Source organism: Lihuaxuella thermophila, assembly GCF_900110165.1.
GTDB lineage: Bacteria > Bacillota > Bacilli > Thermoactinomycetales > Thermoactinomycetaceae > Lihuaxuella > Lihuaxuella thermophila.
The window spans coordinates 296,938-317,483 of record NZ_FOCQ01000003.1; the positions used below are offsets into that span (position 1 = coordinate 296,938).

At 50.6% G+C, this 20,546-nt stretch carries 13 protein-coding genes and 1 pseudogene; 4 read left to right on the plus strand and 10 right to left on the minus strand.

The window, feature by feature from the left end:
- Positions 1-19: 19 nt before the first annotated feature.
- The 3 genes from BMW55_RS04960 to BMW55_RS04970 form a co-directional block, all read right to left on the minus strand.
- Entirely contained in the window at positions 20-1,279 is a 1,260-nt protein-coding gene (locus BMW55_RS04960) for a DegT/DnrJ/EryC1/StrS family aminotransferase (protein ID WP_139179440.1), read from the minus strand.
- Positions 1,280-1,449: 170 nt separating this feature from the next.
- Complete coding sequence (locus BMW55_RS04965) at positions 1,450-2,670, minus strand: response regulator transcription factor (protein ID WP_170839745.1); 1,221 nt, start codon at positions 2,668-2,670, stop codon at positions 1,450-1,452.
- Positions 2,642-4,393: a cache domain-containing sensor histidine kinase gene (locus BMW55_RS04970; protein WP_089965926.1), complete on the minus strand. Its 1,752-nt coding sequence runs from the start codon at positions 4,391-4,393 to the stop codon at positions 2,642-2,644. The genes BMW55_RS04965 and BMW55_RS04970 overlap by 29 nt, the downstream gene beginning before the upstream one ends.
- Before the next feature lie 180 nt (positions 4,394-4,573).
- Here BMW55_RS04970 and BMW55_RS04975 point away from each other — a divergent pair, with 180 nt between their 5' ends.
- A complete protein-coding gene (locus tag BMW55_RS04975; protein WP_089965928.1) occupies positions 4,574-5,308 on the plus strand; it encodes a Cof-type HAD-IIB family hydrolase in 735 nt (244 codons plus the stop codon).
- 113 nt (positions 5,309-5,421) lie between these two features.
- On the opposite strand, the gene BMW55_RS04980 is transcribed toward BMW55_RS04975, so the two are convergent.
- The 4 genes from BMW55_RS04980 to BMW55_RS04995 all read right to left on the minus strand — a co-directional run bounded on the left by BMW55_RS04980 (position 5,422) and on the right by BMW55_RS04995 (position 11,677).
- Positions 5,422-6,969, minus strand: a complete 1,548-nt coding sequence (locus BMW55_RS04980; RefSeq protein ID WP_244527438.1) for an extracellular solute-binding protein — start codon at positions 6,967-6,969, stop codon at positions 5,422-5,424.
- Between the two features lie 62 nt (positions 6,970-7,031).
- On the minus strand, positions 7,032-7,904 hold the full coding sequence (locus tag BMW55_RS04985) for a carbohydrate ABC transporter permease (RefSeq protein WP_089965930.1): 873 nt from the start codon (positions 7,902-7,904) through the stop codon (positions 7,032-7,034).
- A 24-nt stretch (positions 7,905-7,928) separates the two neighbouring features.
- Positions 7,929-8,846 (minus strand): ABC transporter permease, encoded by a 918-nt coding sequence (locus tag BMW55_RS04990; protein ID WP_244527439.1) that lies wholly within the window; start codon positions 8,844-8,846, stop codon positions 7,929-7,931.
- A gap of 77 nt (positions 8,847-8,923) precedes the next feature.
- Entirely contained in the window at positions 8,924-11,677 is a 2,754-nt protein-coding gene (locus BMW55_RS04995; protein ID WP_089965932.1) for an Ig-like domain-containing protein, read from the minus strand.
- Positions 11,678-12,009: 332 nt separating this feature from the next.
- Between BMW55_RS04995 and BMW55_RS05000 the strand changes: the two genes are divergently transcribed.
- Together BMW55_RS05000 and BMW55_RS05005 are read left to right on the plus strand one after the other, a co-directional pair.
- Entirely contained in the window at positions 12,010-13,875 is a 1,866-nt protein-coding gene (locus tag BMW55_RS05000; protein WP_089965934.1) for a hypothetical protein, read from the plus strand.
- The gene (locus tag BMW55_RS05005) at positions 13,872-14,906 is read left to right on the plus strand and encodes a dienelactone hydrolase family protein (RefSeq protein ID WP_089965936.1); all 1,035 of its coding nucleotides are present in this window, start codon (positions 13,872-13,874) and stop codon (positions 14,904-14,906) included. Before BMW55_RS05000 ends, BMW55_RS05005 begins: the two co-directional genes overlap by 4 nt.
- Before the next feature lie 293 nt (positions 14,907-15,199).
- On the opposite strand, the gene BMW55_RS05010 is transcribed toward BMW55_RS05005, so the two are convergent.
- Positions 15,200-18,856, minus strand: a complete 3,657-nt coding sequence (locus tag BMW55_RS05010) for a glycosyltransferase (RefSeq protein WP_170839746.1) — start codon at positions 18,854-18,856, stop codon at positions 15,200-15,202.
- A 320-nt stretch (positions 18,857-19,176) separates the two neighbouring features.
- Between BMW55_RS05010 and BMW55_RS05015 the strand changes: the two are divergent.
- Positions 19,177-19,438, plus strand: a pseudogene (locus tag BMW55_RS05015) (YnfA family protein).
- A gap of 131 nt (positions 19,439-19,569) precedes the next feature.
- On the opposite strand, the gene BMW55_RS05020 reads toward BMW55_RS05015, so the two are convergent.
- Together BMW55_RS05020 and BMW55_RS05025 are read right to left on the minus strand one after the other, a co-directional pair.
- Entirely contained in the window at positions 19,570-20,334 is a 765-nt protein-coding gene (locus BMW55_RS05020) for a hypothetical protein (protein ID WP_089965940.1), read from the minus strand.
- 11 nt (positions 20,335-20,345) lie between these two features.
- The gene (locus BMW55_RS05025; protein ID WP_089965942.1) at positions 20,346-20,534 is read right to left on the minus strand and encodes a hypothetical protein; all 189 of its coding nucleotides are present in this window, start codon (positions 20,532-20,534) and stop codon (positions 20,346-20,348) included.
- Between the last annotated feature and the right edge of the window lie 12 nt (positions 20,535-20,546).

The window sequence follows — 20,546 nt, forward strand, 5'->3', positions numbered from 1 at the left end:
CCCCCTTTCTGCCTAGGAACTACAGGCCCAAGCCGCGATAGACTTTAACCAGACCGTCAATGATTTCCTGCGTATCCTGATCGGTTAACAGCGGACTGACCGGCAGATAAACGGTTCGCGGCATGAGATCGGACGCGCGCGGGCACATGTGTTCAGAATAGACGACCGGTCGCTTGAAGGGATAATCAAACGGAAAACCGCTCAGGTCAACCGTTCGCCGGTAGAGGATTTGCGGCATCATATAGACGGGCTTTCCTCCATACAACGGTGAAACGGAAATGTTTTCCGCCTGAAGTGCCTGCACAAACTTCCCGGCGATCTCGCCGGAAGGAAGGATGATCCCCAAGTTGGACCCCAGTTCTCCGTCTTCATCCACCGTTTTTCGAAACTGCACGTTCGGGATTTCCGCTGTTAACGCATCGCGGATGGTCCGGTAATGTTTTTTCATGCTGGAAGTGATCTGCTGCCATTTGTCCCACTGAGCCCGGAGTACCGCCCCCGTGAGTTCACTCATCCGGTAATTTTGTCCGATAAAGGCGTTCGTTTCATCGGGTGAATCCAGTCCGTACCGGTGTTTTTCCCGGAACATCCCCTGATCGTGGTAACGGACCGAGCGTTCAAACCACTCCCCGGACCGGGTTACCACCGCCCCGCCTTCGCCGGCGGTCAATATTTTGTTTAACTGAAAACTAAACGCTCCGATATGTCCGATCGTCCCTGAATAGTTGCCCTTATATTTCGTACCGCAAGACTGGGCCACATCCTCGATGACATAAAGATGGTGCTGTTCGGCGAACCTCATGATCGCGTCCATCTCACACGGGTTCCCCAGGATCGGCACGGCAATGATCGCCTTGACTTCGTCATCCATGACGCGGGGCAGGTCGGACGGATCCAAGTTCAAACTCTCGTCCACATCACAAAAGACAGGGACTGCGTTGCAACAGATCACGGCCCCGACCGTTGCGATAAATGTGTTGGCGGGAACGATGACCTTATCTCCGTATCCGATCCCAAGTGCTTTTAGCGCCACGATCAATGCGGCCGTACCGGATGAAACGGCGAGTACGTAAGGAATGCCCAGCTGTTGGGCCATGGCATCTTCAAACGCCCGCACCGCTCCCTGCACACGCGGCCCGTAGTAGCGAAAAGGCGATTGGGCCAGGATAGTCCGGGCCGCCAGTTCCGCCTCCTCCGCCCCCATCATCATCGCTCCCGGATAGTTGGGGGGCAAAGGCTTACTCCGGGCCGGTTTTCCGCCGTTAATGGCAAGTTCCACCTGCAACCACTCCCGTTGTTCCAGAAAAGCCGTTTCAGATGACAGTTTTCCGTTTTGTTTAAATCTTATAAAAATAAAAACCAGCCCAAAAGGACGCTTTGATGACAAAGGAGTATACTATTTTTACATGTTCATCTGCAGGTCTCTTTTTTTGCCCCAAATGGTAACCTTTATTGACCACTGACCGTGTTTTTTCGCCGGAATTCCCCCGGTGTCATCCCGAACCGCTTTCTGAATACTTTCAGGAAGTATTTGCTGTTGCAGTAGCCGACCCGATGGGCGATCAGATAAACGGGTAAGTTCGTTTGCAACAATAACTGCTTTGCCCGCTTTAAGCGGTAAGCGGTTAAGTAATCCGTAAACGACTCTCCGGTCTCTTTGTAAAACAGCCGGCTGAAGTACGAGGGGTTGATGTGAATATGTCCGCTTACTTTTTCCAATGTGAGCGGATTCATGTAATGTTCATGCATGTAAGAAATCGCCTTCTGAATCAGCGGGTGACGGTACTTGTGTTGTTGCGCCGCCTCCCATTTCTCGGAAACAGCCCGGCTTAGCTTGCGGTAGATGTCACTCACATGAAAAATATCGGTTGGCTCGTCTGCCGCTTCCCACACCAGCTGACATCCGAAACGATCCGCATAGGGTCCGAACCCGCCAAGGATTGGTCCGGGATGAACCGGGGAAAGAAACAACCATTCATCCTTTTCGCGCAGGTCAAGAAGGGCGTAACGGAGATCTCCCACCTGTTGATCCATAAACGAGTGAACGATTTGTTCCTCTGAAAGAAAGAGAGTTCTTTCCGTCCCGGGGACCTGGGGAAAGAAAATGCGGAAAAGGCAGAGATAAAACGGTTGATCAAGGACATCTGCACTGTCCAATAGGTGGGTGATGTGCGGGTCCAACGCCGAAGAGCCGCTGTCAATCAGCTGTTTGACTAACTTCTTCAAGAACATATCACGGCTTTCCCGGGCGAAATCGGCCACCATCTGCCGGAACTTTTCGGCCGATCTTTTTTTATCCAGCTCCTCGGCCGCCTTTTTTAATGTTTCGATCAGTTCGTCCGGGGTCATCGTCGGCTTATGGATATAATCGCGGACTCCGAATTGCATCGCCTTGCGGACATACCGGAAATCGTCATAACTGCTCAAGACGATGACTTCACACGGAAGTTCTTGCTGCCGAATCGTTTCAATCAGGGTCAGGCCGTCCATGACAGGCATGCGGATGTCCGTCAAGACAATGTCGACCGGATGTTGCTGTAAAACCCTGAGCGCTTCCTGCCCGTGCGAAACATCGGCGACCAGATGAAAACCGTTCTCTTCCCAGTCGATCAACGCCTTCATCCCCGAGCGGGCCAGCAGCTCATCTTCGACCAGCAAAACTTTCCTCATCCGGCTGTTCCTCCTTCTCATTTCCGATGACCGGCCACACAACGATCACCTCTGTTCCCTCATTCAACCTGCTTTTCACCTGTAAATCCGCTGAAAGTCCAAACTTGAGCCGCAAGCGATCGGAGACATTGCTCAATCCGATCTTATTGAAGTTTTCTCCCTGGTCTGATGGACTCGCCGGTAACAGGAGCGTTTTTAATTTCTCTTCTTCGATCCCCACCCCGTTGTCCCGGATCACGGCGACATTCATCCGGTCGCGGCAATACACATTCACTTCGATGACTCCCTTGCGTTCCGACGGCACGATGCCGTGAAAGATGGCGTTTTCCACAATGGGTTGCAATAAAAAGGGAACAACCAGATGATGGCGGATGTTGTCATCCACCTGGAGTCGGAAATCGAACTGGTCGTTGCGCATTTTCATCAACTCAACATAGTGCCGGAGCAACTCCAGCTCCTGCTGTAAGGTAATCAGGGCATCCTGGTTTTTGGCGCTGAATTTTAACAGATAGACAAACGAAGTAATCCAGCCGGCAATGCGGTGATTCCCTTCCATCATGGCTGCCCAGCGCAGCCCGTTTAAGGTGTTGTACATAAAGTGAGGGTTAATCCGCGCCTGCAATGCACTCAATTCGGCCTCCCGTTTTTGCTGCTCCTGCCTGCGTATTTCCTCTACCAGCATTTCAATCCGCTCGAGCATATGGTTAAATCCGTAAGTCAGTTCCCCAATCTCGTCATTTCTCACGGAAGCGCCCTCTTCCCGGCTGTTAAATTCACCGCGTTCCACCGCTTTCATTTTTGCTTTTAACCGGCGGAGCGGCTTCACGATGCCGGCAGAGATGAAGTGCGCGAGCACGGAGGCAAGGACCAGCAGCAGAACGGTGATGAACATCATGAAGTTCCGCATCTGCCTGGATTCTTTGATCAAGACATCCTTTGAAGCAAAATAGGCCGATTTCCAGCGGGTATACGGCGAGACGGTGCTTACCTGAAGAAACTCGTTTCCCTGCAGCCGGGGATCGAATCCGGTACTGGCTACGACCGGTTTTCCGTCCTGGTCATAAATGATTAATTTATTTGGGCCTGTGTTGACGCCCGCCAGGTTCTCCAATGTTTCTATTTTTACGTTAATCGCCAGCACCCCGATCGGCTCGAACGATTGCAGGCTTTTAATGACGCGGCTGAAGGTGACTACTTCCTCGGGACGCCGGTCAAATTTATTGTATAATTGCTTTTCTTCCCTTCGGCCGCTTAAGACCCATGCACCCCCCTTCGCAACCGTGTGTTTGAACCACGGTTCACGGGTAGCGTCATACGCCGCATTCCAGCTTCTCTTAGGGTGGTAATAGTAATTCCGGCCGTTGTACCCGTAAATGAGAATACTGGAGATTCCGGGCTTCAACTTGTAAATCCCCCGCAAAAAATGGGTCATTTCCTTTTCCTGCTCAAAATCATCGATGGTCGGCTCACGATGCGAATAGAGGGGTTGGCTTAATTTTTTTTGCACGATCTTCCCTTGAAAAATATTCATGGAAAGATTCTCAATATCCATGAAATACTGATCAAATTGCCGGTTGGCGAGCTGGGAAACCGTATAAAATTGGTCGACCGATTTCTTTTCGATCATATCCTTGCTCGTCCAATAATTGATCAGTGTAATGACCAAAAGCGGTACAATCAATAACAGAACATAGCTGAGGAAGATTTTATTTTTGATCGTCATCGTAAAATCCCCCTCCACCGCCGAATCGTTCTCATACTATTGTAACAAAAAAGAACGTTCGCCACATTCAGGGTCATCTTCAACATTTCCGAAAACGAAGAATTTGTGTAACAATAGATATGGATGATAAAAACAGGGAACCAATTACGGTCATGGTTGACTGGAGAGAGGAAGGAAAGAATGAAGGAGATTAAACTGATCGCACTGGACATGGACGGGACTTTATTGGACAACCACGGAAATATATCGCCGGCGAACCGCCAGGCGATTAAGGAAGCCCAGGAAAAAGGGATCTCGGTGGTATTCAGCACGGGCCGGACGATGATGACTTGCCGCGACTACGCCGAATCCCTTCAGCTGTCATCTTACCTGGTGACCGTAAACGGTGCTGAAATTTGGACCGGGTCGGGAGAATTGCTGGAAAGAAACCTGATCGAAGCGGACCTTGTCCGGTGGATGTGGGAATTGTCGCAGAAGTATTCTACCTATTTCTGGTGTGTCACCATCGACCAGGTGTGGCGGAATGATATTCCCGCGGATATTCTTGCTCATCAGTGGCTGAAATTCGGGTTTGATACCGACGATCAAGCGGCACGGGAAAAGATTTTACAGGAACTGGAGACCGAGCGGGACCGCGTGGAAATCACCAACTCCAGCCCGACCAACATTGAAGTGAATGCAAAAGGAGTCAATAAAGCGCAAGGGCTGAAGAGCGTTTGCCGTCGAATCGGCATTTCCATGGAAAACGTCATGGCGCTCGGTGACAGCCTGAATGATTTGGCCATGATCAAAGAAGCCGGTCTGGGCGTAGCGATGGGGAATGCCCAGCCTGTGGTGAAAGAGGCAGCCGACTGGATTACCGCTACAAATCAGGAAGATGGAGTGGCTCAGGCGATCCGGCACTGGGTTCTCTAACGGACGGGAAAAACCCGGCGTTCCCTGCGAGGGGGGCCGGGTTTCAACCAAGCAGGGAATCGACCAACGGGTTCCCTGTATTTTTTTGAAACACGGAAGCATTCGTGCCATTTTTATTTCCAAAATCCCTGTCTGTTACCGGCTTGGATCGCTTCATTCATCTCTTTGATCCATTGGGCTCCGCCTTTGTTCAAAAACTCTTGTACCATTTGATCCCATTCGTCAATCGGTCGCTGTCCGACGATCATTTTCGTCTGTTCATTAATGAGAAACTGCCTGAGCTCTTCGCCTTTCTGTTGTTCAATTTCCGGTATGATTCCGTTCACGGGATTGAAGTAATGCTTGGTCTGCACATGCATTTGTTCCAGTTGTCGGGTCAAATTGGCCAGTTGGGGTACATTGTATTCCATGGAATACCGGTTGGCTTCCAGACTGGGAGCCCATCCTTTTTTATCGGGCAGATAGGTTCTGGGCTGCGACTCCGGTTTTTGGGCAACGGGCTTCCCGCCTTTCATCACATACCCTTCTCCCTGATGCCCCCACAGCCAGTCGAAATCTTTGTTGTCCGGGGTTCGCTCTTCCCACGGATAAAACTTTCGCCCGAAATCGATCATTTCCAGAATGCGCTTCACTTTTTCAGGTTGATCGGCCAGTTTTGCCGACAAAGCGGTCATGCCAAAATACGGTTTTCGGGCCCTGAAACCTTTCGAACCGTCGGGAGCCTGGAACGGAGGAATGGGTACGAGTTCCGCTTCAGGATGCACCTGTAATAAACTCTGCATATACGGTTCCGACATGCCTTGCGGGGCAGCGATAAAAATCCCGGCCTTTCCTGCATAAAATTCCTTGGAGTTGACGTCCCCCCAACTCATCAAAGCAAAATCGCGCGTAAGGGCCCCTTCTTTGTACAGATCGGCGTAAAACTGAATCAGCTGTTTGCGCGCATCGGAGATGATGCCCGGGATGTACCGCCCTTGTTCGTTCTTGTGGTACCAGGCCGTATAATCCCAGTAGGCCCCCATATTATAATCGGGATCGATATTTTGGCCCATGGCGATTCCGTACGTATCATCTTTGCCGTTCCCGTCGGGGTCCTGTTTGGTGAAAGCGATCGCAACTTTTTTAAGCTCTTCGTAATTGGTCGGCATCTTCAGCCCCAGTTTGTCAAGCCAGTCTTTCCGGATCACGGGGGTAACCTCGGAAACCGGGGAGTACTCCGGAATCCCGTATATTTTGCCATCCACTTTCATCGCATCCCACGCATAATCCGGCACCATTTTGAAGGTCGGGTAATCTTTGATGTACTCGTCTAACGGCAGAAAAGCTCCCTGTTTCGCCCAAGTATAAAATTTCATCTCATTCACGCCGAAGCCCTTAAAGCCGACGATGTCGGGCACATCGCCGGAAGCCATGACGGCTGTCAGCTTTTCGTCGTAGTCGGCTTCCGGAATAAATCGGGGTTGATAATCCACTTTGAATTTCTCGTTGATTTTTTTGAGTCCCGGACCGTCGATGGGCGGAGGATCACCGTAAATATATTTCATCGCCGTAATCGTCATTTTCCCGTTCTCCGCCGACTTTTCGCCGTTATCCGAACATCCGGCCACGCTTGCGGCAAGGCATAAAGTGAGCCCTGCTGTCATAAAACGTTTGAACTTCATGATCCCCCTCCATTTGCTTGTGAAAGTGACTGAATGGCGCCTGCGGGCAAGAACCCGCGATGCTACCCCTTGATCGACCCCAGCATCACTCCCTTTGCAAAATGCTTTTGCAGAAACGGATAAATGATCAGGATGGGGAGAGTGGCGAGCAGAATGGCCGCCATTTGAACCGTCTCCGGGGGAGGCGGATTCTCCAGCAAATGCTGTCCCCCCAGCGTGGCGGTCGGCTCCCCTACAACCACAATTTGTCTGAGAACCACTTGAATCGGCCATTTGGCGGGGTCATTCAGATAGAGCAGGCCGGCAAAATAGTTGTTCCAGTGCGACACGGCATAGAACAAACCAAAAGCTGCCAGCGCCGGTTTGGATAAGGGGAGAATGATGCGGAAGAAAATTTGCAGATCGTTTGCACCGTCGATGACCGCCGCCTCGTTCAGTTCGTTGGGAATGTTCAGGAAAAATTGCCGCATGACGATCAAATTAAAGGAGTTGACGGCCGCCGGCAGAATCAGCGACCAAACAGAATCAATGAGACCCGTCGCTTTGACGATCAGGTAAGTCGGAATCATGCCGGGGGTGAATAAAAAGGTAAACAGCACCATGAACTGGAACATACGTCCGCCGGTGATCGGCCGGGACAACGCATACGCCATCATGGAGGTAACGGTGAGATTGACAAAAGTCCCGGCCACCGTAACGAATGCCGTCACATACAGCGAGCGGATAAACGCTTCAGATTCCAGGATATACTCGTAAGCATCCGTGACCCATTTTTCGGGCCACAAGATCAGGTCGCTTTGCGAAAAGGCAGACAGGGATGAAAACGAAACGGCAAAGATGTAAATAAACGGAAACAACATGGTAAACGCGATCACAGCCAATACAGCCGCATTGAGGATGTCGACAACGCGGTCGGGGAGTGTCCGGTGATGCATGCCTTTTCCCTCCTCTCCGCATGACTAATAAAGCCCTTCTTCACCGAACCGTTTGGCCAGACGGTTGGCGATGACGACGAGGACAAGCCCCACCACTCCTTTGAACAACCCGACAGCCGCTGCAAAACTGTAATCTCCCTGTTGAATCCCTTTGAAGTAAACATAGGTGTCGAGTACGTTGCCAACCTCCATGTTAAACGGATTTAACATGAGAAAGATCTGCTCGAATCCGCTGTCGAGTACAGTCCCTAACCTCAGGATGAACAAAATGACAATCGTGCTGCGGAGCGCAGGCAGGGTAATGTGCCAAATTTGCCGCCATCGGTTCGCCCCGTCCACAATCGCGGCCTCATAAAGATGTGGATTGACGCCTGCCAGAGCCGCCAGGAAAATAACGGTCCCCCAGCCGGACTCCTTCCAGATCACCTCCAGCACAACGAGCGGCATGAAATAGTCCGGATCGTTTAAAAAGGGAATGGGCTGAATTCCCAAACTGCTTAACACATGATTGACCATTCCTTCACTGCGCAAAAAGATCGTGACAATGCCGATCACGACTACCCATGACAAAAAGTGGGGCAAGTAGACGAGCGACTGAATGAGCCGCTTATACAGTTTATTCCGCAGTTCATTCAACATCAGAGCGAGCAAAATCGGAACAGGAAAAGCAAAAACAATTTGCAGGAACGACAAAAGCAATGTATTCCACAAGACGCGCACCACTTCGGCATCTTCGAAGATTCTTTCAAAGTTGGCCAAGCCCACCCAGGGACTGTCAAAGAACCCCAGAAACGGACTGTATTTTTGAAAGGCGATCACACTTCCCAACATCGGGATATACTTGTACACGATGTAATACAGCAGGCCCGGGAAAAGCAGCAAGAACAGATACCGGTCCCTCCACAAACGTGCTTTCCATTTCCCCATCTTTGATTCACCCATCCGAAATCCCCTTTTGCAACGCACGATGATGAAGGCGAGAGAGGGTTTGCCGCCTCTCCCGCTTCTCCCGAACACGTTTATTGGACCTGAACCACACAGGTCGCTTTTTTACTTCCGTCATCCGTTGTCACGGTGATCACGGCTGTTCCCGGCCCCACCGCAATCACCCGGCCATTCGGGTCAACCGTCGCCACCCCGATATTGCTCGATGTCCAGGCCACATCTTTGTTGGTCGCAAACACAGGCTCAACCGTTGCTGTGAGTGACGTTGTTTCTCCGGCGGATAAATGCAAGGCGGTCCTGTCCAGCACGACTCCGGTCACGGAAACGGTACGGTCTTCAATCGTGTATCGCCACAAGGTATTTCCATACGAAATCGCAGGCCCGTTTTTAAAATAAAAGTTACCCATCCAGTCTCGGGCCAGGCGGAACGATTCTTGTTCACGGAGGACGGTGACATGTTTGGTATAGGGATTGATCTTAAAAAACTTTCCGTCCGCGGTGCCGTAAAGATAACCGTCTTTTCCGAGCTCCAAATGAGCGCCCCCGCGCGTGGAGGCAGCTTCAACATCTGCGGCCGCACTCTCAAATGACACCTGAATCTGCGGAAATTTATCCTCTTTATAGATGACGGTATTCGTCTCGGGATCGAAGATAAACAACGTGCCTTCCGCCAGCCCCCAAATGTTTCCGTCCGGTCCGACCGTCAATGCCCGGATTACCGTTTCTCCTGGAACAGGTACCGTTTCAAATGTTTTCTCTCCCCGATCCACATCCCAGACAAACAATTTTGCCTCTTGTTCAACCGGATCTTGCCCAATGCCTCCGTAAATACTTGTTCCGGCATATACTTTGCCGTTCTTGTAGGCGAGGGAAACCACGCTCTGGTTTTGCACTATGTGGCGGTGAATATCCAGCTTTCCGGTGGCAAAATCGTACACTGAAAGCGCCCCGCCCAGCCGGCCGTAATCCGGCACGCTCCCGATAAACAGTTTCCCTTTTTCTGCCGAACCGGCCATCGCCACCGGTCGATCCTGCTCCTGGCCGTACAGGTCAAACAACTGTTTCGGGTTACTGTTTCGTTGCCATGGTTTCCCCGGGTCGTATTCATAAATTCTCGCACGGGGATAAACCCCAAAATACATCTTTTGGCCGACGGATGTCATGCCTTCCACCTGACCCAAACCCGTGTACTGTACTTTCTTCGCCGTCACGGGCGAGTATACACCCACACCGCCGGAGATATAACCGCTGCTGTAAATGTTCCCGTCCGGTCCCGAGCCCACGTGAAAAATGTCAGTGGGCTGTTTCGGCAAAGGGATGGTGAACGCTTTCAAACTGTTTGACAGAGGATTGTATTTAAACGCCTTTCCTTCGTAATTGCCGACAAAACCAAACAACGTATCGCCCGGAAAGTCCGGATCATCTAACCGCACATAGTCCCAGCCGATCGCGTTCGCTTTAAAATCCACGTCGTTCCCGCCGACTTTCACTTTTTCGGACATCTTCGTCTCCAGGTTGTAGGCATGCAAAATTCCACCGTTCGTATAGTAAACCACCTTGCCATCAGGAGATAACGGACTGACCCCCCTTGAGTGAACCGTCAGCTCTGCCTCGATTTCCCCGGTTTTTATGTCCATCACGAGCGTCCGGTAGTTCGGCTCAAGCTTGATAAACAGCTTGCCTCCTTCTAAATCCAAGTCGTAGACAGAAATGTAGTTCGCATATTCGGAAGGCAAAATATTTTCTTTTTCACCTGTCGCAATATTGTATTTGATCAGGTGTGCGTGTGCTCCGATCCCGGCATAGATGACGTGTGCCTCAGGATCATAGGCCAAACTCCTCACATATTCCTCCCCTTCCGCCATCTGCCCGAAATCGGTGAAGCCTTTCTTGGGGTCGTATTCAAACGCACGACCGCTCCAGTAAGTACCGCCGTACACCTTCCCGTCCTTGCCCGGGTTCAGTCCGTAAATCACCGTCGTATTGGGGGCGGGTTGTCCTAAATCTTCCACCTGGTCCGCCCCGAGCTGATACCTGTACAAATGCCCGTTCGGATATGTGCCGGCATAAGCGGCTCCATCGCTCGCCACCGTAATCGCCCACGCTCCTGTTGCTCCCGGAAGATCGAGCACCTTCAAGATCTCTTCCGATTCAGCATCCATCACCACCAGTTTACCGGGGTTTCCCACCACAACCGTGTAAATGACGTCGTTCCCGGATGCGTCCCGACCGAACGCGGCGGTCATGATCGTCAAGCTGGAGACTTGAACACCCAGGTCGGCAAAAGCCGGCTGGGCATGAACAACTGCCCGTTTTTTGGCGAGGAGTTCCCCTTTTTGACTGACGAGTTTAAACGTGATGAGATAGGTACCCACTTTGGAAAATTTGAATGTCCACTCGGTCGTTTCCCTGTAGTCCGGAGGCAAATCAAATCCCGGCTTGCCCCAGTCCCCGCGATTGATATACGTATGGATCTTTTGGTCGTGATCGGTTGCGCGAAAGAGGACATCTCCGGGACCCAGCGTTTTTTCAACGCGTATATGCACATTTTCGTAGCCTTCTTTACCGGTTTCTTCAGTTTGCAGCGTAACCGGTACGCTGACATATTCACCGACTCCGACCCGATCCGGCATATTAAAGCTGAATTCATATTCCGACCGGTGTTTGTGCCCTGTTTGCTGCGAGTCTTCCGCCTGAACGCCAGCCTTATTCTCCGATGACGCGATTGCCGGCGGTTCGTTTGCTGTGGCTGTCGGCACAGGCAAAACAGCCACCAGCGCTAACATCACAGCAGCAAAAAAAGCCAACCCCTTCAGTGGAATTTTCATCTGCCGTTACCCCCCTGTATTCTCTTGTTTTTACCCGTTTGAAAAACAAACTTTCATTTCGCCTCAAAAAAGCAGGACTTCTCCACCGGGCAACATGGAGATCCGTCCCTGAACCGGCGACCAAGGGAGCATCAAACCACTGAACCGCCATGAAAGGGACACCATTCCATCTGACGTCCGCTTATCCTCCTTTATACAGAATATTATATCATTTTGTTTTATTCCATATAATTGTAAAATTAAAATATCACACTCCCACAACTGCATGAAGGCTGAATATATTGACTATTTTTATAACGTCGGGTATGTTGTAAGTAATTGGTTGAAGTGGGGTGATTACGATACCGACGGATGGAGCCGGCTTTATCGATCACGGAATCCCCGTCGCCGCGGACGAGGCCCGCACTGCCGCCGTCTGTTCCAACGGGCAGGGGGAATCCCGGTTTGTCATCGCGGCCAGAGGTTACATCCTAATTGTCGACCCCGACACGGGAAAGTGCCGGCAAGTCTACTTTCCGAACCGGCTTTTCGATTATCCGTTTGCCTGCATGAGCAGTACGGAGGGTTTCTTTTACACCGGGGCCGGAGACATGTTGATGGTCTTTGATCCTTTTGCTGAAACATGTGTGTTTTCAGCCCGGCCGTGTGCGGATGAAACCATTGTCGGCTTCAGCTTTGCCGAGGATGAGCACGGCTTTGTGTTTACAACCACTTACCCGCATTGCCATTTGCTCCGCTATGATCCTAAGACCCGGGAGATCATCGATTACGGGCAAATGGATGAGGAGCAAAACTATGCGGGAAGTTTAGCTGTTGACCGTTCCGGATGGGTTTACATCGGAATCGGGACCGAACGGAAAAATCTGGTCGCTTTTCATCCGAAAACCGGGGAAAAACATTCGCTCATCCCTGAGGAAAAACGGACACAGGGGATCGGGTACGTTCATCTGGGCATCGACGGCAACGTGTACGGACATTGCAATGAACCCCGGACGGAAACCGGACAAGCGGGGTGGAAAAAATTTTTCGCCGGCAGGGCTATCCCGGCAGAAGAAGGCGAGGTCTCTCCTTCCCTTTATACAGGTCAGGGTTTCAACCGGATCCACCGGACCTTTCCGGATGGCCGGGTGATTGAAGACTTCAGCCTGTCTGATCGTGAGTTAAGGATCTCTCATCCGGCGACGGGAGAAATCCGGAAGATCCCGCTCCGCTATCATACTGAAGGAGCCGATCTGTCTCCGCTGGTGGCGGGACCGGACGGCAACGTGTACGGAACTTCCAATCATCCGCTCCACTTTTTTACCTATCAACCGAAAACCGGACTTCTCCTCGACTACGGACGAGCCGTTGTGGAAGAAGGAGGCGGCGGAAATATTTGCGCTTACGCCGTTCAAGGAGGCGTGATCGCGGGAGCCGCTTATGCCGGGGGACATCTGCATCTGTTTGACACCTCAAAGCCGCTGAACATCCACCAGCCCGACGACCGCAATCCGAAACGGGTCGCCAGTTATCCGGGAATCTTCCGGCCACGCTGCGGAGCGGCCCATCCGGACGGGAAACACGTGATCTTCGGAGGGTTTCCGGGGTATGGTGCTGTCGGTGGCTCCCTCGTGATCTTCAACATCCGAACCCGGGATGAACAGGTCATACCTGACACAGCGATTGTTCCCAACCAGAGTACCCACTCGCTGGTTGTTTTGAAGGACGGCGACCTGCTCGGAGGCACCAGCATCGAAACTCCGGGCGGAGCCCGGCCGCGGGAGCGCGCCGCCAACATCTACCGCATGCACTGGCCGACGAAACAAATTCTTTACCGCTCGATCCCGGTCGACGGGGCGAGAGAGATTTCCGTGATGGAAATCGATCACCTTCAGCACGTACATGCCCTCACATCGGATTCCCTCTATTTTGTGTTTGATCCCGAATCGCAAGACGTGATCTATGAAGAAGATCTGTCCCCTTACGGTCTGATCGTCAGAAACGGCTTATGCAAAGGAACGGATCAAGCCATTTACGCTTTGCTGAGTCAGGCCATTATCCGCATTGAACCCGAAACGTTCCGAGCACAGAGGGTGGCGGTTCCGCCCCGGACGATCACCGTCGGGGCCGCCTTTCTAAACGGCCGAATCTATTACGGGAGCGGCAGCCGCTTATGGAGTTATCAAGTCAATGCGGAACCGGAGGAGAAACGAGAATGACCTACCGATTATCCGAGCTGAATGCAAAAGGCATCCCTTCCCTCCTCAAAAACATCGAAAACCATGAGCAATGGAAGGAAAAGAGAGACGGCATCCTGCGGACATGGCTCCGTTATCTGGGCGGCCTGCCCGATCCCGTACCCGTACAGTACCGCATTCTTTCCGAAACACCGGAAGCGGATCATACGCGTCAACACATTGTGTACAATACGGTTGACGGGGATGAAGTGACTGCCTATTTGTTAATTCCCGCCGCTCTTGATCAAAAAGCTTCCGCCGGATTCCCGGCCGTACTGGCTCTTCACCCAACCGTTGCGGAAGGCAAAGCGGATGTCGCGACACCGCAAGGGCGAGAAAACCGAAGATACGGTTTGGAACTCGTGACAAGAGGATACGTCGTGCTTGCACCTGATTCCATTACAGCAGGAGAACGAATCTATGAGGGGCACGACCCCTTTTTCACGGCTCCTTTCTACGAGAAGCACCCGGACTGGACGGCAGTCGGCAAAATGCTGGCGGATCATCGCCAGGGGATCGACCTCCTGTGCCGATTGCCCTTCGTCGACCCCGGAAAAATCGGAGCGATCGGACATTCAAAGGGCGGGTATAATGCCTTCTTTCTGGCCGGAATCGACCGGAGAATCCGGGCCATCGTGTCCAGCTGCGGCTTTTGTACTTTTGCCGGTGACCCTGACCCCCACCGCTGGGGAAAAAGGGACTGGTATTCCCATATCCCGCGGTTGAGTGACGATTTAAACGAAGGAACTGTTCCGTTTGAATGGCATGAGATCGCAGCTCTGGCCGCTCCCGTTCCCTTTTTTAACTGGACAGGGCAACTGGATGATATTTTTCCTCACTGGCAACCGGCATCGGAAGCCCTGCTGGATTTAACCCGACTCTATCATCAGCTCGGCGCGGGTGACCGGTTCGTCTCGTTGATCGGAAACAGCGGCCACGATTTCCCTTCTCCGATTCGGCAGATGGCTTACGACTTTTTGGACAAATGGTTGAAACATACGCCTGTTTCCTGACAGCGATGCCCCGGTCGGCTTGACCGGGGCATATTGATTCGACAGCGGAAAAAACAGCTGTCCTTTCGTTCGGCGATGATTCTGCATCAAGGGGAAAGGTTAAATTCTCACGCCAATCACTAAAATCAGAAGGAGTGCAGAGACAATCAGTCCGATCACCACATAACCCAGTTTATTCATGATCTTGTCCATCATCGATCATTCAATCCTTTTTGACTTAGTATGTCTTTCTGTTCCGGGCATATTCACTGATGCTTTGCAAACTCCTCCATTTTCCCGGACATGTCCGATGCTCATCCCACTTCTTTCAACGGATCGCCTTGTTCGAGCTGAACATGTCCCTTTCGCTTCAGCTTGTTCCAACCGACGGAAATCCCCTTGAATGCAAAGATGAAAGATCGGACAACCACATAGGACATCAGCTGTCTGTATACAAATCGCTGGATAAACAGCCAGATCAGCGGCTTCGGACTTTCCTTTTCCAGCCGGAAGGCGAAGTAAGCGGCCAACAGATCAAACATCAGAAAACCGATGTAGAAAGTCATCGTGGTGACGGCATGATCGGTGAATAAACTTAAAATACAAAGCAGGTCTACGAACAGAGAAAATGTCTGCACCCCGTACTGAAAGATCCACATATTGGGGAGGGAAACAAATCCCAGCGCTTTTTGCTTTCTGGAGAAAAGAGCCCCCCTGTGTTTCCACAGGCACTGCAATGTTCCGTAAATCCAACGGGTTCGTTGTTTGATGAGGCTTTTCAAGTCCTCAGGTGCTTCCGTATAGGCGAAAGCGAGAACTTCAAACTCCACCTTGTAACCGTGGCGCAAGAGGGTAATCGTAATATCTGTATCCTCAGCCAGTGTATCATGCTTGAAATAACCGACTTCTTCCACTGCACTTTTGCGCCAGGCACAGATCGCACCCGGAACAACCGGGATACAGTTGAGATCATCAAAAGCTCGTCTTTCCAAATTAAATCCGGTTATATATTCCACATGTTGCCAGAGCGTGAGCAGATTCCTTACGTTTCCAACCTTCACATTGCCTGATACCGCAGCCACCTTCTCGTCCTGGAAGTGTCGCACCAAAAGGGGAATGGTATGGTCGGCGATCAGGGTATCGGCATCGATGGATACGATGATTTCCCCTCTCGCCAAGCGATATCCCCGGTTAATCGCAGCCGTTTTTCCGCTGTTTGGCTGTGTGATCACACGAACTTGAGGGTTTCCGGCAAACTCCCTTTTGATCACCGCTTCGGTTTGATCGGTGGAGCCGTCATTGACGATAATCACTTCCAGCGGCGCATATTTGCTTTGTAAAACGGAATGAATGGTTTTATTAATCACTTTTTCCTCATTGTAAGCGGCGATGACGACACTCACCATCGGATTGAAACCCAGCAGTTGCGCCCCCCGGTCCAGCCACCGCACACGCCTCTTAAATTTGATTCGCTGCCGGAAGGAAAAGTACATTAAAAAGGCGACGCGGACAAATCCAATTCCAATTCCGGTGTAGATCAGGAATGTAAAACTGTGTTGTAACAAGCCGGTCACCGTAAATACGGCTTTGGCAAACGGCAGATAAATCCTTTCTTCCGGTTGAATGGCCGGCATCACCTGATCTTTGGATTTTCCGATCAGCTCACTTGCCGTGACGAATTGATAGCCTTGTGCCTTCAGTTTTTCAATCAATTCGGGCAGGGCTTTGACCGTTTCCGAACGGTCGCCGCCGGCATCGTGCAAGAGCACGATATGTCCCAGCTTCAGCTGCTCCATGATTCTTTCGGTAATTTGGCGGCTGGACGGCTTCTGCCAGTCGAATGTCTCGATGTTTTTGCTGATCATGGTGTAACCGTATTGGCTCCCGCGCACCATCGCCCGAATTTCATCCCGGGTCTGGGGTTCCGATTCCACTTGATAAGGCGGACGGAAGGTAGTCAGGGTGTGGTCGGTAAACGCTTGAAACAGACGCTGGGTAGAATGTAATTCCAGCCGGACCAAGAATGGGGAAATTTGCCCCAAGTGCGGATGAGAATAGGTATGATTTCCGACCTCATGTCCTTCTTCATACATCCGCTCCACCAGGCCGGGATGTAAAACGGCATTTTCGCCGGTGATGTAAAAAGACGCTTTGATGTTGTGTTTCTTTAAGATATCCAAAATTTGAGCCGTATAGGCAGAATCAGGACCATCGTCAAACGTAAGAGCAATTTTCTTCTCTGCTGTTTTTCCATACCGCTGCACCTGAAGCGGCGCCGAAGGGGATTGGTAACCGACATCCTTAATCCAGTTTCCCTCTTCTAACTCAACGGAACGGCTCCCCTGTTTTTCTATAGCTGAGACAGATAAGATCTCCCCGTCTCCGATATACTCGGGAATCGGGCTGGTCACTTGCCTCATCCCCGAGACGGCGTCGGGCTTTCCTTTGAGCAAATCCCAAATGGCTTTATCTTCCGAGCCCAGCCTCCAAAACGCAATTCCTTCCGCCCCGTATTGATGGACAAGCCGAAGCTGGTTATAAAAGGCAGGGGCGTCCAAAAACCAGACGATGTGCTCTTCGCTCCCTTTTTTATAGCGAAGGTAAGGGTTACTGCTGGCCGCGTCCCACTCCACTTTCAGCTGGTAGCGGTCGGCCAGCATCATCACTTGGTTAAAGGTTAAGGCTTTCGCAGGCTTGCGGCTGCCAACCGCCCAATCGTACCCGTATGTACCCAAACTGATGATTCGTTTGCCGGCAGGGACGGGCAGGCGCTCCAGCGACTTTTTCGTCCAGTTAAAGGAAGCGATGGGGCCCGGGGCGCCTTCCTCATGGTGCTCCTCGTACAGGATGACATCCAGGTAATCGGCATAGTTAGACAGAGCCCGATAGTCGTAAGCAGGATCATCGACGGGAACACTATGGATCACTTTGAGCCCGTCCCGGTGGAAAACCGTCGACAATTCTTTGATAAATGCAGTTAATCGTTTTTTGTCCTGGGGTCTGACCTTTTCAAAATAGATATTAATGCCCGCATATCCATGTTTTTTAACATCTTGATGCAGCTCATGAATCAAGCTGGCCCGCTTTTGCGGGGAAGCCAGCATTCGGCTGACCGCGGAACCGTCCCATTTTTGTTCCGTAAAGTTATTTAGTCTGGGAATGATTTGTACATGATGTTTTTTGGCCAGCTGATCCACATTTTCTTGCCTGCTGATGTCAAGGGTTAGATCGGACTGAAGGGAATACCATTCCGGAATGAGAACATCGATATCTTTGATATGACCCAGACTATTCAAGTCAAACCAGCCCTTTGAATCCCAGGGAACATAAAACGCATACGTGGTCAAATCTTTTGGCTGTTCCCGGCTGTCGGTCTCCGGAAACGCGGGGGCTGTTTTTTTCGAGTGATCAAGCCCAGCGGGGATGGGCTGGATCGACGGATCGGAGGGTGTCTTCTGCACCAGCGGGGTAACGACCGGATGATCGTACAGACTGATCCCGAACACGGTCAGAGTGATCAGCGAGAGAACGCCTAAAATGAGCAAGATTCGCTTCAAAAACGTCCATCTTTTTCCCAAATCATGAAAGACAAACATTTTTTCGCCATTGGTTAAATCTCTGATATGTACATCTTTATAAATCCAGCGGAATGCCAAATAGCACAAAAACAAAAAAAGGATTCCCGCAATGACGTAGAGAGCCGTGGAATCAGGAGAGGAAAAGAAACGATCCATCCCTGACCAATGAGCAGCCACGACAATGAGCGGAAATAAGAGCGAGACAGAGATCCCCACATAAACGGCCAGCAGATTCAGGCGAAAAATCAGACAGAGGATCAAACCCACGATCCATGCCGTGTGGCCAATCGGCAAGATTCCAAGCAGCACGCCGAGCGTTCCGCCCACCGCTCTTCTCTGATACGACCCGAGAAAAAAGACGGAGAAAATCAGATTTGCTATTTTCCTTCTCATGTTGCAATCCCTCTCCATATGCATAGATCAATCTCTGTTGAAACGGAATCTCAAATCCCGTATCTATGCAGCGAGTGCCCACAGGCAGATGATAATAGCAAAGATCATCAGGAGGGTGATTGAGGAAGATCCCCTCCATAAGCGTCTGATGTCTATTTTACAATGAAAATCTTAACTTTCTTATAGGAAATGGAACTTATTTTTTTATTCGTTGCATCCTCGTTTTTTGATGTATATTTTTATATAAACTCACGCTCCATTTGCCGAATTGACATAAAAAAGATATCCTTTTTAAATAACCTCCGGAGAGGCACAAAAGGATTTGGCTTTGGTTGAGGGAAGAAAAACCTTTCTATTGGGGACTACTCGGCGGAGTCGTTTTAAGTTTATACGGAGTGATCGCGGCTTTGCAGTCCTTTCCTTCGTTTGGCCGGGTTTATGCTGCTTACGGGGGAGTTTTTATCATCCTCTCCGTTTTATGGGGTTGGGGGATCGATAAAAAACTCCCGATCTTATGACTGGATCGGAGCAGGTATCTGTTTGATTGGAACAGCTGTGATTCTTTGGTCACCCAGAAATTAACAGAAAAAACTGCCACTGGCCTGTCTTTCTGCGTGGCGGCTCTTCAGAAAGAACCCGGATAGGTTGGCCCTGAGTCAACCCATCCCGGTTTGAGGAGGCTCATATGATTACTTGCCGTTCAGTTCCCCTTATTATTTGCTTTCTTTGATCACCGTTTTATACGGGTCCAGGCGGGTGGGGTCGATCGTCTGGACATCACCTGAAATATTGTACCTGACCAGAAGATGTTTGCCGGGATCTTCATCTTTCGGCGCTGATTTCAATTGGTCATCATAGACAAATATTTCCATTATAACCTCATTAAAATTCATCTTTTTCAGCTCGTTCAGAAACCTCGCGATATCCTCTTTTTCCCGTCCGCCATGTTGATAAATTTCTAACACCACATCTAATGACAAATCTTTGTCCCCTTTTTTCAGCAGCTCAAACACGGACGGGAGATCCCCTGTATATTTTGGTTTCGCTTTTGGATCCTTATAACCATAGGTCATACTTTCCAATTTTCTGAGATCCATGGTCTTACTCGCAATCTTTTTCATATGAGGCTTTAATTCATTTGACCAAAATTCATCTGCATAAGAATCATTAAAGTCTTTAGGTGAAGTTCCAAGAATTAAGACAGGGGTTTTCCTTCCGTCTTTCGCATAGCCTTGTATAAAATAAGTACCCGTAAATTCATCACCTTTAATGATTTCCGTGACCACGAAGTCCTTCTGATAAGTCTCCTTCATATACTGAACCGCCGCCTCTTTGATCTTGGCTTCTTCTTGGGGACTCATTGTTGCCAGATCATTTGAAACGCTGGAAGTGGTACATCCGCTCAGCATGAGGGCCAGGATCATCACCATGCATCCGGCCCATGTCCCAAGCCTCTTCCCTACTTCTGCCAAGTTCATCACACCCTTCTCTATCGGGGAACTATATTTCCGTCCTCCCCATATTGATCCAACACTGGCGTATCTACCTGTTGCTTTGTTTTATCATCATACCCGGTAAAATTGCTGATGGAATGACTGCCGCCAATATCGAGATTGGCATCGAAGATGCCGTTATCCAACCCTTCATCCTCCGTCACATTTCCCTGTTTATCGATCACGTAGGTCTCACC

Excerpts from the sequence above, each read along its gene's own strand:
- BMW55_RS05010 (WP_170839746.1), bottom strand. The coding sequence starts at position 18,856 with ATGAGAAGGAAAATAGCAAATCTGATTTTCTCCGTCTTTTTTCTCGGG.
- BMW55_RS04990 (WP_244527439.1), bottom strand. The coding sequence starts at position 8,846 with ATGGGTGAATCAAAGATGGGGAAATGGAAAGCACGTTTGTGGAGGGAC.
- BMW55_RS05020 (WP_089965940.1), bottom strand. The coding sequence starts at position 20,334 with ATGAACTTGGCAGAAGTAGGGAAGAGGCTTGGGACATGGGCCGGATGC.
- BMW55_RS04970 (WP_089965926.1), bottom strand. The coding sequence starts at position 4,393 with ATGACGATCAAAAATAAAATCTTCCTCAGCTATGTTCTGTTATTGATT.
- BMW55_RS04980 (WP_244527438.1), bottom strand. The coding sequence starts at position 6,969 with ATGAAGTTCAAACGTTTTATGACAGCAGGGCTCACTTTATGCCTTGCC.
- BMW55_RS04965 (WP_170839745.1), bottom strand. The coding sequence starts at position 2,670 with ATGAGGAAAGTTTTGCTGGTCGAAGATGAGCTGCTGGCCCGCTCGGGG.
- BMW55_RS04995 (WP_089965932.1), bottom strand. The coding sequence starts at position 11,677 with ATGAAAATTCCACTGAAGGGGTTGGCTTTTTTTGCTGCTGTGATGTTA.
- BMW55_RS04975 (WP_089965928.1), top strand. The coding sequence starts at position 4,574 with ATGAAGGAGATTAAACTGATCGCACTGGACATGGACGGGACTTTATTG.
- BMW55_RS04985 (WP_089965930.1), bottom strand. The coding sequence starts at position 7,904 with ATGCATCACCGGACACTCCCCGACCGCGTTGTCGACATCCTCAATGCG.
- BMW55_RS05005 (WP_089965936.1), top strand. The coding sequence starts at position 13,872 with ATGACCTACCGATTATCCGAGCTGAATGCAAAAGGCATCCCTTCCCTC.